The organism is Gemmatimonadaceae bacterium (genome assembly GCA_035633115.1).
Lineage (GTDB): Bacteria > Gemmatimonadota > Gemmatimonadetes > Gemmatimonadales > Gemmatimonadaceae > UBA4720.
In genome coordinates, this window is sequence record DASQFN010000114.1 from 76,784 (window position 1) to 92,721 (window position 15,938).

At 60.2% G+C, this 15,938-nt stretch carries 18 protein-coding genes; 9 read left to right on the forward strand and 9 right to left on the reverse strand.

The window, feature by feature from the left end; translation table 11 throughout:
* Positions 1–239 precede the first annotated feature (239 nt).
* Both VES88_16935 and VES88_16940 read right to left on the reverse strand, forming a co-directional pair.
* Positions 240–1,136: an MBL fold metallo-hydrolase gene (locus tag VES88_16935; GenBank protein HYN83167.1), complete on the reverse strand. Its 897-nt coding sequence runs from the start codon at positions 1,134–1,136 to the stop codon at positions 240–242.
* A 161-nt stretch (positions 1,137–1,297) separates the two neighbouring features.
* The gene (locus VES88_16940) at positions 1,298–2,443 is read right to left on the reverse strand and encodes an aldo/keto reductase (protein ID HYN83168.1); all 1,146 of its coding nucleotides are present in this window, start codon (positions 2,441–2,443) and stop codon (positions 1,298–1,300) included.
* Positions 2,444–2,471: 28 nt separating this feature from the next.
* Here VES88_16940 and VES88_16945 point away from each other — a divergent pair, with 28 nt between their 5' ends.
* The 7 genes from VES88_16945 to VES88_16975 all read left to right on the forward strand — a co-directional run bounded on the left by VES88_16945 (position 2,472) and on the right by VES88_16975 (position 7,792).
* Positions 2,472–3,284 carry a hypothetical protein gene (locus VES88_16945; GenBank protein ID HYN83169.1) on the forward strand — a complete coding sequence of 271 codons (813 nt, stop codon included), beginning with the start codon at positions 2,472–2,474 and terminating at the stop codon, positions 3,282–3,284.
* 32 nt (positions 3,285–3,316) lie between these two features.
* On the forward strand, positions 3,317–3,454 hold the full coding sequence (locus tag VES88_16950; protein HYN83170.1) for a hypothetical protein: 138 nt from the start codon (positions 3,317–3,319) through the stop codon (positions 3,452–3,454).
* A 225-nt stretch (positions 3,455–3,679) separates the two neighbouring features.
* Entirely contained in the window at positions 3,680–4,429 is a 750-nt protein-coding gene (locus VES88_16955) for a fatty acid desaturase (protein HYN83171.1), read from the forward strand.
* 6 nt (positions 4,430–4,435) lie between these two features.
* Positions 4,436–4,714 carry an oxidative damage protection protein gene (locus VES88_16960; protein HYN83172.1) on the forward strand — a complete coding sequence of 93 codons (279 nt, stop codon included), beginning with the start codon at positions 4,436–4,438 and terminating at the stop codon, positions 4,712–4,714.
* Positions 4,715–4,843: 129 nt separating this feature from the next.
* A complete protein-coding gene (locus tag VES88_16965) occupies positions 4,844–6,568 on the forward strand; it encodes a glycoside hydrolase family 3 protein (GenBank protein ID HYN83173.1) in 1,725 nt (574 codons plus the stop codon).
* Between the two features lie 135 nt (positions 6,569–6,703).
* On the forward strand, positions 6,704–7,378 hold the full coding sequence (locus tag VES88_16970) for an NUDIX domain-containing protein (protein HYN83174.1): 675 nt from the start codon (positions 6,704–6,706) through the stop codon (positions 7,376–7,378).
* Positions 7,379–7,564: 186 nt separating this feature from the next.
* Positions 7,565–7,792 (forward strand): hypothetical protein, encoded by a 228-nt coding sequence (locus VES88_16975; protein HYN83175.1) that lies wholly within the window; start codon positions 7,565–7,567, stop codon positions 7,790–7,792.
* Here VES88_16975 and VES88_16980 read toward each other — a convergent pair.
* The 3 genes from VES88_16980 to VES88_16990 all read right to left on the reverse strand — a co-directional run bounded on the left by VES88_16980 (position 7,789) and on the right by VES88_16990 (position 9,251).
* Entirely contained in the window at positions 7,789–8,712 is a 924-nt protein-coding gene (locus VES88_16980) for a hypothetical protein (protein ID HYN83176.1), read from the reverse strand. The genes VES88_16975 and VES88_16980 overlap by 4 nt on opposite strands.
* Complete coding sequence (locus VES88_16985; protein HYN83177.1) at positions 8,709–8,888, reverse strand: hypothetical protein; 180 nt, start codon at positions 8,886–8,888, stop codon at positions 8,709–8,711. Before VES88_16985 ends, VES88_16980 begins: the two co-directional genes overlap by 4 nt.
* 153 nt (positions 8,889–9,041) lie before the next feature.
* Positions 9,042–9,251: a cold-shock protein gene (locus VES88_16990; GenBank protein ID HYN83178.1), complete on the reverse strand. Its 210-nt coding sequence runs from the start codon at positions 9,249–9,251 to the stop codon at positions 9,042–9,044.
* A gap of 457 nt (positions 9,252–9,708) precedes the next feature.
* On the opposite strand from VES88_16990, the gene VES88_16995 reads away from it, so the two are divergent.
* Positions 9,709–10,467, forward strand: coding sequence for a hypothetical protein (locus VES88_16995; GenBank protein HYN83179.1), 759 nt, complete (start codon positions 9,709–9,711; stop codon positions 10,465–10,467).
* A gap of 94 nt (positions 10,468–10,561) precedes the next feature.
* Here VES88_16995 and VES88_17000 read toward each other — a convergent pair whose 3' ends face one another.
* From VES88_17000 to VES88_17015, 4 genes are all read right to left on the reverse strand, one after another.
* On the reverse strand, positions 10,562–10,693 hold the full coding sequence (locus VES88_17000; GenBank protein HYN83180.1) for a hypothetical protein: 132 nt from the start codon (positions 10,691–10,693) through the stop codon (positions 10,562–10,564).
* 95 nt (positions 10,694–10,788) lie between these two features.
* The gene (locus tag VES88_17005; GenBank protein HYN83181.1) at positions 10,789–11,835 is read right to left on the reverse strand and encodes an SPFH domain-containing protein; all 1,047 of its coding nucleotides are present in this window, start codon (positions 11,833–11,835) and stop codon (positions 10,789–10,791) included.
* Positions 11,836–11,931: 96 nt separating this feature from the next.
* Entirely contained in the window at positions 11,932–13,524 is a 1,593-nt protein-coding gene (locus VES88_17010; GenBank protein ID HYN83182.1) for a S41 family peptidase, read from the reverse strand.
* Between the two features lie 144 nt (positions 13,525–13,668).
* Complete coding sequence (locus VES88_17015) at positions 13,669–14,520, reverse strand: replication initiator protein A (GenBank protein ID HYN83183.1); 852 nt, start codon at positions 14,518–14,520, stop codon at positions 13,669–13,671.
* A gap of 100 nt (positions 14,521–14,620) precedes the next feature.
* On the opposite strand from VES88_17015, the gene VES88_17020 reads away from it, so the two are divergent.
* Complete coding sequence (locus VES88_17020; GenBank protein ID HYN83184.1) at positions 14,621–15,919, forward strand: phospholipase D-like domain-containing protein; 1,299 nt, start codon at positions 14,621–14,623, stop codon at positions 15,917–15,919.
* Positions 15,920–15,938: the final 19 nt, after the last annotated feature.

The window sequence follows — 15,938 nt, forward strand, 5'->3', positions numbered from 1 at the left end:
TGCCGACGACTTCTTGCTGGCACTCTTGCGACCGCTTGTCTTTCGGGCGGAAGTCTTACGCTTCCTGCCACCTTTTGAACCACCGCGCGATGATTTCTTGGCTGCAGCCATGATCCGAGCTCCGAGTTAGAAATGTTTCCATCTCCCAAACGTCAAAGGCTATAGCAACTTCCGCGCACAAAACTTTGGTGTTGGCGGAAACACCGCCTGAGACCGCTGGAATTGACGACTCCTTGGCGCTATGAGAGCGCTAGAGTCTCTCCAGGACTCAGCTGCCGAAGCCGGGAGGTGGGTAATCTGGCCGCCGTCCATGCATGGAGCAGATGTCGGGGCGGCTCGTCGAGGGGCTCATCCGTAAGGCGAAACGTGCCCCAGTGTGAAGGCACGAAGACGCATTCGGCGGAGCCGTCCGTTTCCGAAATCCGAACATAAGCCTCGGTTGCGTCCTCGGGATTCATGTGCACAGGCCGCATAAACCAGCGCGGCTCGTAGGCGCCAATAGGCAGGATCGCCACGTGAAGAGGACCGAAACGACGCGCAATATTGCCGAATTCCGGATGCAAACCCGTATCCCCGGCAAAGAGCACCTGTTTGCCGGCCAGGCCGATGACCCATCCTGCCCAGAGCGTGGAATTGCGGTTCCAGGGGTAGCGTCCTGAAAAATGCTGGGCAGGAGTACAATCGACTGAGATGCGGCCAAGTGTCCTGCTGTGCCACCAGTCCATCTCAGCGACATTGGCCGCGCCACGCTTGCGGAGAAAAGCACCGACCCCAATAGGCGCAATCCACTGCGCGCCCGGATAACGCGCGGTAAGGCGTCGTACGGTCGCGCTATCGAGGTGATCGTAGTGGTCATGTGACAGAAACACAGCGTCGATTGCGGGCAACGCATCGAAGCGCAGCCCCGGTGCCGAATGTCGGCGCGGTCCCGCAAACTGGACCGGAGATGCCCGGTCACTCCAGATTGGATCTGTAAGGACGCTCAATCCGGCCGATTGAATGAGGAAGGTGCTATGACCTATCCAGGTAATGGAGAGCCTGGCGTCTTCGGCGGGTGTCGTTGCGCCGGGTGTCGTTGCGGCGGGTACCGATGAAGGGATGTCATCCGAAGCGGACTGGCGCCGACGAGAGACCATCCATTTCAGGAGGCCTCGTGCGCCCTGCGGCTGCGACTCGGGCCATGGATTGCGAAAGCTACCTTCCGCGTGGTGATGCGATGGTAGTGAAACGCCAGGTAGTTGATCCCAATTCATGATTCAACCCCAACACAGAAACAGCAGCGGAGAATTGCACGAGCTCAGGATACGATGACTTCTTTCGCCGCTCCCAGATTCTCCGACAAATGATCGAGCCTCCGCATACCAACAAGAGCCGCGCAGAGCGGCAACGGCATCGTTCTGACGAAGGCCAGCGCACGCTGGGCGTCCGTTGTCAGGGAGGGAAAAGCCACAGCGAGCTCGGACGGCAATCCGCGTGTCAGCTGTGATTGCATGAGGGACGCGCTGGCCACCACGGATACGCCGAGAGCAGCCGCAGCCTCGAGCAATGACACACGCTGTCCGTCGACGGTTTGAGTCGGGAGTCGAACCGCTTCCGTCATCGCGAGATTGAGCGGCAGCTGGACGACGCGAAAATGGTGATCGTCGCCGCCTGTCTCGCGCGCTACTTCGACGAGCTCCTCGAGATTCAGGTGCCCGGGTGAGGCGGGGTCTAGACGAAAGCCGTGCCACGTCGCGCACCCGTAACACTGAATCGTCCCTCGGCGCACCTGGGATTCGAGCTCGGCGAATGCGCTCGTGATGACACTTCGGAAGCGCGGGCGATCGAGAGCCACGCGTTGCTGCTCGGGGTTGTGGAGATAATAGATGTCAATGGTAGCGAGGCCGAGATTCATGAGACTGCGCTGGATCTGGTTCGCGAGGAATGCGGGGTTGAGCGAATGGCCACCGCTGACGACATCCTCCGCGGTCATGATCCCCTTGTCGAAGTATTCGCTCGCGAGATAAACGTCGTACAGGTGGCGCGATTCAGGCGGTGACCCCTCCAGCGGGATGTATCCACCTTTTGTTGCGACGACGATCTCATCACGCTGCGCGAGACCAACGTCTACAGCTTTTCGAATCGCTTCGCCGACAGCACGCTCGGATCGCTGGCAGCGATAGTTGATGGCGGTGTCCAGGAGATTGAGACCGTGCTCCAGACCGGCTGCCAGGACGGTCACGTATCTTGCATCCTCGACATCGTCACAGTCGCCGAGATATGTACCCATGCCAATCGATGAAACCGACACGTTGCTGCTCAATCCACGGTAGAACTCGGGGGAATAATCGGCAGAAAACCGCTGGACGAATCGCTTCGTTCCAGCGGCGGTGGCGTGTCCGGCAATTGCACTCCCGCGAGCTCTTTGGTGCTTCGATCGCGTTTCAGCCTGGGAGTTCGGCATGTGACCGACACGCTACCGGCAAAGGCTGATGACCGCAAGAGCAGCACTTCTTCTGATCGGTCTCTCGGCGTGCGCGTCCGGCGGGACATCGAACACTGATCCGGTAGCGGTCGCCACCGCGGTCCGCATGGATACTCTCCCGACTGTAGTAATGACGTTCCCGAGAGAAACGCGGAGCCAGGCGACAAATCCGTTCCATCCGCTGTCGGGCCGTGAAGTCCCCGGACCAAACGACACGATGATGCAGCTCTCGCTGCCCGCGCCGCTCAGGCCGAAAGGCGGCACGACGACGATCACGATGGACTTCAGCTTCCGAGTGCCCGAGCATGGCTCGGACAGACTGGGTCGTGACGGTGCACTTTACGAGATAGCCCAATGGTATCCGAGGATGGCGGTTTACGATGACGTGACAGGCTGGAACACCGACCCGTACCTCGGTCAGGGAGAGTTCTATCTGGAGTACGGTGACATCGATTTCGCGATTACCGTGCCCGCGGGCTACACCGTTGCAGCAAGTGGAACCCTGCAGAATCCGCGAGAAGTTCTGATTGCTCTCCAGCGTGAGCGACTCGCCAGAGCAGCGAGCACGCAGGAAGTAGTCGCAATAACTCCACAGGCCGAAGCCAGGGCGCGACCGGCGCTTTTCGACTTCGCCTTCCGCGAGTACATCCGCAGCTGGGCTTTCAAACATCCAACGCCTGGTGATTTCTTCAGGACCATCGAAAACGCTGCCGGTGGTGACCTGTCGTGGTACTGGCGCCAGTTCTGGTACACTACTGAGTTGCTCGACGTCGCCATCGACAGCGTGACTCAGCGACCGCAGGAAGGGAGCATGTCGTAACCGTCGCACTGCGCCGAACGACCGCGGTGCTGTTGCCAGTTCGCATTCGGCTGAAATACGCGAGTGGCAGCACCGGTGACTTCATTCTTCCGGTCAACATCTGGGCGAACGGCGATCGTTTTGACGCGACTCTCACGGCGCCGGCCAGAGTGGTAGGTGCGAGGCTTTAGCCGGATCGATCGGTGCCGGACTGGAACCCTGACAACGACGCTTGGGGAGATGCGCCGCCGAACGAGCCGCAGCGCGCGGTTACGCGACCTTAGCGGCGCGTATCAGCGGGTCTCAAATCAAACTGTACCAGCATTCTGCGGCATGGTTTGGTTGGCAGCCCTCTGAGCGATCCGGTAGATTGCGATTCGAACAAGCTGTCGAACACACATCGGAGCGTGGATAGAATGCCGGATTTTGGAAGCTGGGCAGCAGATTGGTGGAAGCCGATTCTGTTCATTGTCATCGCGGGACACATCACGAACGTTTGCGTCACGATCTTCCTGCACCGCTCGCAAACACACAGAAGCGTCAAGCTGCATTATCTCGCCGCTCTTCCAATGCGCCTGTGGCTCTGGCTGTCGACGGCGATCGTCACGAAGGAATGGGTCGCCTGTCATCGCAAGCACCACGCATTTGCCGACCGGGATGGCGATCCGCACAGCCCGTTGATGGAGGGACTGCGCAACGTCGTCCTCAAGGGCGCCTTCTACTATAGAAAGGCAGTACGCCAGCCGGGGGTTCTCGAGAAGTATGGGAAGGGAACGCCAAACGACTGGCTGGAGCGATATATCCTGTCGCGGCTCAACTGGGTTGGGATTGTCGTCATGCTGCTTGCGGACGTCTATCTCTTCGGCTTCTTCGTGGGCCCACTCGTGTGGGGGATTCAGATGATATGGATCCCGTTCTGGGCAGCCGGCATCATCAACGGCGTTGGTCACGCCGTTGGCTATCGGAACTTCAACGTCAAGGACGCAAGCCGCAACATCTCGCCTATCGCGATCTGGCTTGGCGGCGAAGAGCTTCACAACAACCACCACCACGATCCACATTCGGCAAAGTTCAAGGCAAAGTGGTACGAGCTGGACATCGGGTGGGTGTACCTGCGGCTGCTCTCGTTCTTCGGTCTGGCGAAGATCGAGTACGCCGGCTCATAACTTTTCGTGCCGACCGTTACCTGCGCGCGGTGCGGGCATGCGCGCGAAGGATTCGAAAAGGCCCCCTTTCCGGGCGCTATCGGCGCCCGGATTGTGGCCGAGATCTGCCGGCAGTGCTGGGCAGACTGGGGTAAACAGCAGACGATGCTGATCAATCATTACGGGCTCGACGTGATGGATCCGCAGGCCCGCACGTTTCTGACACGCAACATGTCGGCGTTTCTCTTCAAGACCGGCGAGAACGCCGACATCGACACGAGCAAACAGGGAACGATCTCCCACTGAAGCATGTCGAGCCGTAGCGCCTTAGCGCTGGCTGCCGTACTGGCCTCGGGCTGTGCGCCCGCAACAGCTGGCGGCCCTGGCGGTCCGGCCGGACGGGGTGCTCCAGCTGCGCCGCCTGCGGCACTCAGTGTGACACCCGTCTCTGCAGCCGAGGCGGCCGCATGGGCGGATTCTGTCCTGAGGACCCTCACGCTCCGGGAAAAGGCCGCGCAGATCGTCTGGCCCAGCGTGTATGGCGATTACACTTCCGGCAATTCGCCACAGTGGCAGCGTCTCACGACGTATGTGACCGGCGAAAAGGTTGGGGGCTTCACAATTTCGGTCGGGTCACCCACCGAGGTAGCAGCCAAGCTCAACGCCCTTCAGGCCATGAGCCGAATTCCTCTCCTTTTTGGCGCGGACCTGGAGGCTGGGGCGGGCTTTCGTGCCCGGGGCGGGTACTTCATCCCGAACGCGATCGACCTTGGCGGCGCGGTGGTCGCTCCGCCGGAGATGGCGATTGGGGCGACGGGCGATACGGTCCTGGCGTTCGAGGAAGGGAAGCTGACCGCGCGTGAAGGCCGGGCGCTCGGAATCCACATCGCTTACGCCCCGGTACTGGACGTCAACAACAATCCCGCCAATCCGGTCATCAACACCCGCTCCTACGGTGAGGATCCACAAACGGTGGCCAGGCTCGGGGCTGCCTTCATCCGTGGCCTTCAGGCCAACGGGATGATAGCAACCGCAAAGCATTTCCCCGGTCACGGCGATACGGAAGTGAACTCGCACCTCGCCCTCCCTGTCGTAACGGTGAGTCGAAGTAGGCTTGATAGTGTCGAGTTGATACCATTTAAGGCTGCCGTCCAGATCGGCGTAGGCGCCATAATGACGTTCCATGGCGCAATGCCGGCTCTCGATTCGAGTGGAGTTCCGGGCACACTGTCGGCGAAGGTTCTAACCGGTCTGCTGCGGAACGAGCTGCAGTTTCAGGGGATCATCATTTCAGATGCGATGGACATGCGAGGGGTGCTCGACAAGTACGGTGCCGTGGACGCTGTAAAGCGAGCGATCGAGGCCGGGTGCGACGTCCTGATACAGCCACTCAACATTTCGCAGACGATCGACGCGGTTGTGGCAGGAGTGACAGAAGGGCGGTATACCGAGGCGCGGCTCGACCAGTCGGTCCGGCGAATCCTGATGGCGAAGGCCGGCCTGGGCCTTCACCGGGCGAAGCTGGTGGATCTGAACGCGCTGAGATTCGTCGTTGGCGACAGTGTGCATGTGAACATGGCCAACCGCATAGCGGAAAAATCGATAACCCTCGTCAAGGATTCGGTCGGGCTTGTTCCTCTCAGCCTGCCTCCAACGACTCGCGTTCTCTCGGTAACGGTGGGCAGAAGGGCGGATTTGTCGGCTGGCGTAGCCTTCAACGCCGAGCTGCGAGCCCGCTTCACGGGACTGCGCACGGAGTTTCTGACAGCCGAGAACGTGACTGCCGATTATGCACGAGTTGAACGGGCCGCCGACTCCGCGGATGTAGTGATCGTCAGCTCATACGTCGGACAGGTCTGGGATGCTGTTTCGGCAGCCGCGCCACAAACTTTCACAAACTTCGTAGAGCGACTTGCAAAAGGCCGGCGAAAGCTGATCGTCGTTTCTTTCGGAAACCCGTATCTGCTTCAGCAGATTCCTGTTGCTCCGACGTATGTCGTTGCGTGGGGCGGCTTCCCGGGCTCGCAAACTGCGGCGGCACGCGCACTTCTCGGTCTAGCGCCAATAACGGGAAAGCTGCCGATCTCGATTCCGCTTCCCGGAGGGTTGCGGACTATTCCGCGCGGCGCCGGAATCCAGCGTGCCGCGGCGTCGAGATAATCAATAGTATTCTGTTGACGCTCCGCTCATGCGGCCGTATATAGCGCTGCTCAGCGACCCTTTATTATTGTCAACTAGATAATAATCGCTTCGCCCCTTGACATTAGTCCTATTTAGTGACTAATTCTGGGTACCATGCCCGAGCGTCGCGGCAGGAAGTCCTCCTACACAATCGATCTCGTTCTCTTTACCGCGCTGAAGGATCAGCTCGCGGTCCTCTTGTGGCGAACGCCCGAAGAAAAGGAGAAGTGGTCGCTTCCGTGGGAGATGCCCACCTCGGACGGCACGCTCGAGGACGCCGCCGGAAGGATCGCCGCAAATGCGCTGGGCGTAACGCCGAGCTGGCTGGAGCAGGTCTGCGCCTTCGGAGACGAGAAGCGGCACCCGTCCGAAACTGAAATTTCAGTTGCTTTTGCGGGTCTGGTGCCAGCCGGAACCCCGCCGCCCGTTGGAGGCGCCTACGCATGGTTCCCGATTGGCGAGCTCCCCACGCTCGCCCCCAGGCATCGCGAAATGCTCGACTCGGCTGCTGCCACCATCCGACTTCGAATGGATCACTCCCCGGTCGCATTCAGACTTCTCCCGGCGACCTTTACGCTGGGCGAGCTGCAGCACATGTACGAGCTGCTTCTGGGCAAACGTTTGCACAAGGCCAGTTTTCGCAGGGCGCTTCAGGCTGCCTGGCTGGTTGAGCCTACGGATGAGTGGCGGACCGAAGGGCGCGGCCGTCCGGCACAGCTTTTCCGTTATGCTCCGAGGAAACGACGACCCACTCAGCGGGGTATAAGATTGGACCTGCTCACCTCCTAGAAAAAGGATGAGCCATGCAATGGAAAGACTGGAAGCTATTGCCTTTTGAGTGTATTAGTTGCAATGTGTACCTAAGGGTTAGGTAGCTTTTCCCGGGGCCTATCGATGCTCGCGTATCTGGACAGCCTCTGTGCTGCACTATTAGCGCGAAATACCGAAGAGATCCGACGCCTACTTGCACACCCCATGGCGCAGGACCTCCCTCGGCGCGTACGCGAAGAAGCAGTGGCTATCTCGCGTGCGGGCCGCCGCAGTTTCATGGCCCCGGTGAACGCCCTTCACCTCTATTACAAGCTGACGCACATGGTGGACGAGAACAGCGACTCGACGTCTACCGAACCCGAGAAAACGTCTCCGCCAGCCGCTGACACAGGCCAGATCGAGCTTCCGCTCCGAAAGGTGGGCAGCCGCTAGCTCAACGCCTTGAGGGAGTTGGGCTTTTTCATCGCCGCAGCCCAGACGTCTCCGACTTCGGCGAAGCGCGCCGGCGCTGTCTCGATCGTAAAGTCCCGCGGGTCCAGATCATCCGTCAGCTCGTCCCACGCGAGCGGCGTCGAAACCATAGCGTCGGGGTTTGCGCGCGCCGAATAGGCACCTGCTACAGTCTTGCCGATGATGTTCTGGAGATAGTCGACGTAAACAGTCGTCGCTCCTCTCGCCTTAACCGAGCGTTCGATGGTTGCAACCTTCGAATACGCCTCGGCAACTCTGGTGGCAATTATTTGCGCGACAAGGGTCGCCGCCTCATTCGGAGTTTTGGGAGGCAGAGGTAGATAAACATGAAGCCCCGATGATCCGGAAGTCTTCAGGGCCGCGTGAAGACCAAGCTTGTCGAGCGCCTCCTTCACCCAGCGGGCGACCTGGATAACCCGGCTGAAGGTTGCCCGCGGTCCCGGATCGAGATCGATGATTGCGTAATCCGCGAAGTCGAGCGGCTGGAGACGTGAATGCCACGGGTCGACCGAGACGGCACCGAGCTGCACGGTATAGAGGAGCGTGTACAGGTCGCCGCCAACGATCCGGAGATTGGTGGATCCACCCTGAGTCTCGATGGTCTCGACCCGGACGCCTTCAGGGGTCTCTCCGGCATTCTGCTGGAAGAAAGCCTGTCCGTCGACGCCGTTCGGAAACCGCTTGAGCACGAGCGGCCGGTCTTTCATTACGGGCAGCACGAGCGGGGCGACCGTCGCGTAATAGCGCATCAGGTCACCCTTTGTCAGCTTCCTTTTGGGGAAGAAGACTTTCTTCAGGTTGGTAACAGCCAGGCTCTGCCCCTCGACCTCAACCGTACCACTCCCGGGGCCATCCTCAATTTCCTGTAAGCTCCGGGTCAGTCCCGTGAGCGCGGCCGAGCGAGGCTTTCGGGTGGTCGTCTTGCGGCTGAGCGAGTCGAGAGGTCGTCCTTGTGAAGCATCCGAAAGCTGATGTGATCGGCTCGGACGGAGGTGCGCAGCTCGACCGGGATGTTCACGAGGCCAAATGCGACTGATCCCTTCCAGATTGCGGCCATGCGCGCCCCTCGAAAAAGTTTCTTTGGACGCTGTGAGAGAAAGCAAATCGAATGCCGCTGTGGAAGATCATTTTTGTGACAACGGATCCATCGAATCCGTTCAACAAAAAGCCCCGGCGTTTGCCGGGGCCTTAGAGCGGAGCGGATCATGCGCTACGCGACCTTTGTCACGTCGGCTGCCTGCGGACCTTTCTGACCTTGAACGACCTCGAACTCAACGCGATCGCCCTCGGCGAGAGACTTGAAACCACTGCCTGATATTGCGCTGAAGTGTACGAACACGTCAGGCCCTCCTTCTCGCGAGATGAACCCGAATCCCTTCGCGTCGTTGAACCACTTCACCGTTCCCGTGATGCGTGCCATGACCGATCCCTTTCCCTGATGGGAGAGCTAACTGTACGTGCTCTCCGACAATGCTGAGGAGAGCGGCGGGCCCCGAGGCCGCAATCCGCTTCCTCCGGTGCCCTCGAAAGCGCTTGAACGCGCTCTCGGCTGACTATCGTATCAGCGCGGCAAATTCTGTGCAATTGTTTAAGAAATTCAGCTTACGGGCTGGAGTTGGGTCAGGCAGCGCCGGCAACGTAGCGGGCGGTGCGTCCACAATTACTGCACCGGAGCGTCACGTGGGTCATCGGCCTTGGCGGATGTTGTCCCGGATCGCGCTCGATGGTTCCGGAACACGAGGGACAGCTGAGCGGCGTTCCGGACCGGTCTCTGCTGACCAGATGAAGGACTTGCGCGGGATTGTACGTATTTGGACGCGGCTTACGCATCGGCACTCCGATGACCTGAGCTTCTCTGCCACTATCAGAGGCTCCGGGTGAACAGTTTTTGTGTCGCTGAACCAACTCAGGGGAAGATCGAATCAACCCGGCTTGCAGCCTGGATTGGACTTCTTCTGACTGTTCTATCGGGGTGCGGGCCAAGGGCCAACATCCCGCTGCGACCTGCTGGTTTGCCCGGGCTCCTGTCAGCATCCGATAGTGGCGCGGTGCTGGCGCGAAGCCTGGCACCGGTGTTGTACCTCCAGCGTGATGAAACGTTCCCGCTCGTCCGGTCTGTGGCAGTTATCCATCCCCAGAAGCGGATAATTGCCTATCACCTGCTGTGGCGGGATGACATCAATGGGTCGTGGATACCGCTGACCGTGCCTACCGACCAGGAAATTGTGTGGGTCGGCTATGACTCGACCAATGTGCCCACTGAAGTGTGGACGTACTGGCACGGGACAATTCTGCACACTGTGTGGCTGAGGAGTCAGGTCGCGATCAACGTGCAGTGGGGAAAGCATGGATCGCTGCCGCGAGGCATCGATGAGTCAGATCTGCCGGCATTTCGGACGCTCAACTTCTTCTACGCCTCAACGATGTTCCTTCTGCCCGATATCCTCCTCAGCAATACCATGCGCAAGGGACCGCTGGGCTTCTTTCACAGCTACAAGCGGTATCGGGATTTCAGCAGGCCAATGCTGCTGGCGACCCGGCTCGACGCTGTTGTCCGGACAACCGATCCCGACCGGGTGCTGCGGGCGCTTTTTGGAAAGTATTCGCGGAAGCCAGCCTGGCCGCCGGGTATCTGACAGCACCGCGGACTGCGGTACCACACTACGGGCTGCGGTACGACACTGCGGACTGCGGAATAAACTTCGGACTGCGGAATAACGACATAGGCCGTCAGGCGCTGTAGACTATGTCGCCCTCGGCGTCTATTCCGATCTCGTGGTGCATGCTGCACACTCCGCAGATCTTTGTGACGTGCCACACCTCGCCGAGCGCTTTGTAGTTGCTCTCGGTGGCGGCTTTCACTTTCAGTTTCTTGAAGCTGTATTCACCGCAGTTCTCGCACGGATGAGATCGTGCAATGCGTTCCGCTCGTGCGAGCGAGATTGGCTTCGAGGCCACTACGGTGAATCTTTTCGAGAGCTGTCGGCGTCCGGGCGTGGACCGAGCCGCGCAGGTGCATCGGACGGTGAATTCAGGGACGACGTGGCGGCCCTCGAAACGAGCTCTCTCAAGCCACCGATTGCGCCCATCACTCCTGCGGCTTCAGCCGGAAGGAAGATCGTGGCGTTCTTGCCCTGGGCCAGAGTCGGGAGCGCCTCCAGGTACTTCATTCCCAGGAGATACATCGCCGCCTGACCTTCGGGCAGAGCGGATGCGATTTTCTGAATTGCTTCAGCCTCGGCGTTTGCCATGGCAAGGCGGGCTTCAGCAAGACCCTGGGCTCGGAGAATGGCAGCGTCTTTCTCGCCCTCTGCTCGACGAACCTGTGACTCGCGAACACCCTCAGCCTCGAGGATCGCTGCTCTCTTGCCCGCCTCCGCGTTGGTAACCGCAGCCCGGCGCTCGCGTTCGGCCCGCATCTGCAGCTCCATCGACTGCTGGATGTCCCGCGGGGGCTCGATCGCCTGGAGTTCCACGCGTGTGACGTCGACGCCCCAGCCAATGGATGCCTCCTCGATCACTTCGCGCATCCGCCGGTTGATGACGTCGCGGCTGCCAAGTGTCGAGTCGAGCTCCATCTCGCCGACGATGTTTCGAAGGGTCGTGCGTGTCAGGGTCTCCAGAGCGTAGGGCAGATTCTGAACGGAGTACGTCGCTTTCTGCGGGTCGGCGACCCGGTAGTAGATGACGGCGTCGATGTCGATAGTGACGTTGTCCTTGGTGATCACAGGCTGGCTCGGGAAGTTGAGCACCTGCTCACGGAGGTCGATTCGTGTCGTGTGCCCCGCGGTTACGCGCTTCATTCCGCTGACGTCGGTATCGAAGTAGCGGACGTCGATCGCGCGTGGCACCTCGATGAACGGAAGAAGGATGTTCAACCCTGAGCGGGCAACGCGGTGGAAGCGACCGAGGCGCTCGATGACCATTACCTCGGCCTGACCGACGACCTTGAATGACTTGGTAATGACGAGCAGTCCGAAAACGGCCAGGATCCCAAGAATCACCAGACCTGCCATACGAATCCCCGAATGTAAAGGCGGAGTGAATATGCAAAAAAAAGCGCCGCCGTGGTATTCCACGGCGGCGCTTTTGAATCAATGCTACTCCTGCTTCATCGCCATGCTCTGACGCTGCGCCACGGCGAAGACTTCGCGCTGTGATGGACTCTGCCGCAGGATCTCGAAGGCGCGGCGGAGCTGCGCGTCGTCGCGCACCTCACGGCGCTTCTCGGTGGAATCACCGAATGCAATGCGGGCGATGCTCGAGCCGAGAAGGCGATCGACCTCGGCGCCACCGGCGTCGAACTGGGGCTTGTCGACCTTCACGCCCTGAGCGACGAGTCTGTTGTAGAACTCATCGCGCCACGCCTTTGTGACAACGAAGCCCGGCTGCACCTTGTTCTTGTGCTCGACGGCATAGTTGACGAGCGTGGCCCGGACTACCTGCGCTTTCGGCGCCAGAAGATTGAGAAGCTTCTGCTCCGGAGTTGACAGCGTGTCAGGCTGGACGATGATATCGGGCGTCACGGCGCCGCCGCCGTACACAATGCGTCCGGCGTCGGACTTGTACTTCGGCCGGGACTTGCGGACCGAGTCGGTCTCCATCGAATCAGGAAGGACTTCGACGAATGAACCGTCGGGCAGGAGCTTTCTCTCTTTCTGGATGGACCGACCGCTCGGCGTGAACCATTTGGCAGTCGTCATCTTCAGCGCATAGCCGCCGTCCAGGGGGTAGACCGTCTGGACGAGTCCCTTGCCGAACGATGTCGTACCCAGAATGAGCGCGCGATCGTGATCCTGAAGAGCGCCGGCGACAATCTCCGAAGCCGAGGCAGTGCGTCCGTCGGTTAGAATGATGAGCGGAACATTCGGCACGGCGGGCTGGTCAGTGGCGTAGAAGATCTGCTGATCTCCGCCTCGACCACGGACGCTCGAGATCTCCTGCCCCTTGTTGAGAAAGAGATTGGCGACGCTCGCCGATTGATCCAGATAGCCGCCGCCATTTCCTCGAAGGTCGAGGACGAGGCCTTTCGCACCTTCGCCGATCAAGCGCTTGGACGACGCTTCGAGCTCATCCGTCGCCGTCTCATTGAACTGTTGCAGCGGGATGTAGCCGATGTTGCCATCGAGCATGATGGCATATGGAACCGCTGGAATCCGCACGCTGGCGCGAGTGAAAGTGACCGGAATAGGCTCGGGAACACCGGCGCGGAGGAACTTCACCGACACCTTGGTGCCCGGTGTTCCTTTCAACGCATCGGATGCCTGGGCCGTGGTCCAGCCACGCGCGTTCGCTGTATCGACGGCGATAATGCGGTCGCCTTCCATCACACCTGCCTGTTCTGCCGGGGTGTGCGGGAAAACACGCTGCACGGTGACAAAGCCCTGAACTTCACCGATCTCCATGCCAACACCGCCGTAGCGGCCGCCCGTCTGGGCGTTGAAGGTGGCGAGCTCTTTCGGCGAGAGCAGGATCGAATACGGATCGTTAAGCTCGCGAACGAGTCCACGCGCCGCCTTCTCATAGAGTGTCGCAGCACTGACGCTGTCGACGAACCTTCCGGATACGATCTGAAGCACCTGGTCGAGCAGACGAGCCCCGTCACGAGCTTCCTTCTGCTGTACGACGAATCCACCGGCGAGTACCGGAAGGAGGACGAACCCAATGAGGGCGACTTTTCGTGGAGTGACCATTCTGTGAAGTAGGGAGGTGATTCTTCTCAAGGTAGTAGATACGCTGCTAATTCGTGAGAGTTCCGGATGTGGGCAAAGGTTGTCTCACACTGTGGACGCTCGCAGCAGAGCGGCAATCATGCAAGAGAGATGCAGGTAGCGTGCTTAAACAACCCGGCTGGCGAGAACGTAATCCACTAGCCATTCACGGTTTACCTGTCGCAAGGTCGCGCTGCGCACGAGGCCGGCACCAAGGAGCATCTCGTGAGCCGGCTGGAGAACACGCTGCAGGTGCGACGGATATCGCTGTGCGAGAGGAAGCTGCTGCGCGAGCTGCTCGAGTGTAACACGCCACGTAACAGTTCCGGACTCGCGGGCGACCTCGAGAAGCCGATACAGCCGGCGAGCGACCGGACTGCTCAGTGACTGGTACTGCGGGGAGGAAAGTGCGACGGTGCAACCCGCAGCAATATTCTCTCGTAGAACGGGAGAGACGACAATTCGCGCGTCACCAGGCTCGGAGGCGGTGAGAACCGGGAAAAGGGTGAACTGCTCACGGTCCGCCAGTCTGCGCCGCTCGATCGCCACAGAGCTGAGGATTGTAAAGCGGCCTTCGAGTGTGGTGTTCGCGCGTGCCGCAAAGTAGACTCCACTCGATTCGAGGATGGTTTTCTCCAGGCGGTTGAAAGCCGAGCGGAGCTGCTCGTAGGTTCGGCCATCCACACGGCGGCCGATGGAGCGCAGAAACGCGTGGAGGGTGAAGCTCACCATTCCGTCGGACGGGAATCCTGCTTCGCTGTACCGGCGCAGGATCTCGACGTACACATCCTGATCGAAAGTTCCGGGAAGGCGATCGCCGGGATTCGGAAGGACGCGCCAGCGGCCCCCCGAAGGCGGAGAGTAGCTTATCGCGGATTCGTCGGCCGAGTCGCTGAGACGGAAGACGGGCAGCGCCTCGAGCGACTTGTCCAGAATTATCGCTCGATGAGCCGAGCGGCGGCGGGCCGCGAAAGTCATTGTTCGAGGAAAGTGTTGTAACTCCAGGGGCGCGGCAAGGAGTGCTGATACTCGGCCGCATGGACAGCTGATGCAGGATTCGCACTAGATCCGGGAAAGCATGCGCATCTTCAAATACGCCGCAATTGTGCTGGCAGCAGGACTGGCGCTGGTATTGTTGCTTATCGGTGTCCTGTCGGTGACCCGCCGCTCACCGGTCGAACAGGTGATAGCAGAGGGTGATCGCGGAGGGCCGCCACGCATCGCCGACCCTCTTTTCCCCCGAACCATCGAGCTTTTTACCGGGACGCACATCGAGCCTGGAAACAGCGTGCAGCTTCTTCTCAACGGCGACGGTACATATCCGCCGCTATGGAAGGACATTGCGTCCGCGAAGCGCACTGTGACGGTGCAGCTGTATTACTCACAGCCCGGGGCGGTTGCCGATACGATGGCCCGCTATCTCCAGGAGCGCGCACGCGCACGCGTGCGTGTGCTGGTGCTGCTCGATGCGTTCGGATCGCAGCCATTGTCGAAGGAATGGGTTGCGGGGCTGAAGAGCGCCGGAGTCGAGTTCGCATGGCTGCGCCCGCTCAACTGGTACACGCTTCACAAGGCGGCAGAACGCTCGCATGTCCGATCGATTGTTGTAGACGGACGCGTGGGTTACACGGGAGGATTCGGGCTCGCTGACTACTGGCTTGGCGACGGGCACCACGATGGCCAGTGGCGTGAGACGAATGTCCGTTTCGAGGGGCCAACGGTGGCGGCACTTCAGGCCACGTTTGCGTCGGGCTGGGCAGAGGCAACCGGAGAGCTGATCACGGGAGACATGTTCTTCCCACCGATGGCCTTCGCGGACGGCGGGAACGTCAACGCCGGACTGATGCACAGCCTCCCGACAATCGGCAGCACGCCGGCAGAGCGCTTCCTGGCTCTTTCGATCGCCGGAGCCGCAAAAACGCTTTACATCAGCAACTCGTACTTCGTGCCGAACGACGATTTCTGCGACCTCTTGATCAGAGCCGTGAGGCACGGCGTCGATGTGCGCGTCCTTACGGTAAGCTCGAAGACGGATATCAAGACAACCTGGTACGCGGGGCGCGCGCTGTACGAAAAGCTGCTTCAGGGTGGCGTGCGGATCTATGAATACCAGCCGTCGATGATGCACGCGAAGACGCTCGTCGTGGACGGGCTGTTTTCCGCGATCGGATCGATGAACTTCGACAACCGCTCCCTCACGTTCAATAACGAATCCCAGATACTCGCGCTCGATGCGTCCCTGGGACAGCGGATGGATTCAGTCTTTATGGACGATCTGAAGTACTCGCAGGAGATCAAGCTCGAGACCTTCGGAAAGAGACCCTGGACGGACAAGGTGCTGGAATGGGGGGCGCAGAGAGTGCAGCGCCTGCTGTAGCTCCGTGTATTGCGACGGT

Coding starts and splice junctions, on each gene's coding strand:
- VES88_16990 (HYN83178.1), bottom strand. CDS start 9,251: ATGGCACGCATCACGGGAACGGTGAAGTGGTTCAACGACGCGAAGGGA.
- VES88_17010 (HYN83182.1), bottom strand. CDS start 13,524: ATGGTCACTCCACGAAAAGTCGCCCTCATTGGGTTCGTCCTCCTTCCG.
- VES88_16945 (HYN83169.1), top strand. CDS start 2,472: ATGACCGCAAGAGCAGCACTTCTTCTGATCGGTCTCTCGGCGTGCGCG.
- VES88_17015 (HYN83183.1), bottom strand. CDS start 14,520: ATGACTTTCGCGGCCCGCCGCCGCTCGGCTCATCGAGCGATAATTCTG.
- VES88_16975 (HYN83175.1), top strand. CDS start 7,565: ATGGCGCAGGACCTCCCTCGGCGCGTACGCGAAGAAGCAGTGGCTATC.
- VES88_16985 (HYN83177.1), bottom strand. CDS start 8,888: ATGGCCGCAATCTGGAAGGGATCAGTCGCATTTGGCCTCGTGAACATC.
- VES88_16940 (HYN83168.1), bottom strand. CDS start 2,443: ATGCCGAACTCCCAGGCTGAAACGCGATCGAAGCACCAAAGAGCTCGC.
- VES88_16970 (HYN83174.1), top strand. CDS start 6,704: ATGCCCGAGCGTCGCGGCAGGAAGTCCTCCTACACAATCGATCTCGTT.
- VES88_16935 (HYN83167.1), bottom strand. CDS start 1,136: ATGGTCTCTCGTCGGCGCCAGTCCGCTTCGGATGACATCCCTTCATCG.
- VES88_17020 (HYN83184.1), top strand. CDS start 14,621: ATGCGCATCTTCAAATACGCCGCAATTGTGCTGGCAGCAGGACTGGCG.
- VES88_16955 (HYN83171.1), top strand. CDS start 3,680: ATGCCGGATTTTGGAAGCTGGGCAGCAGATTGGTGGAAGCCGATTCTG.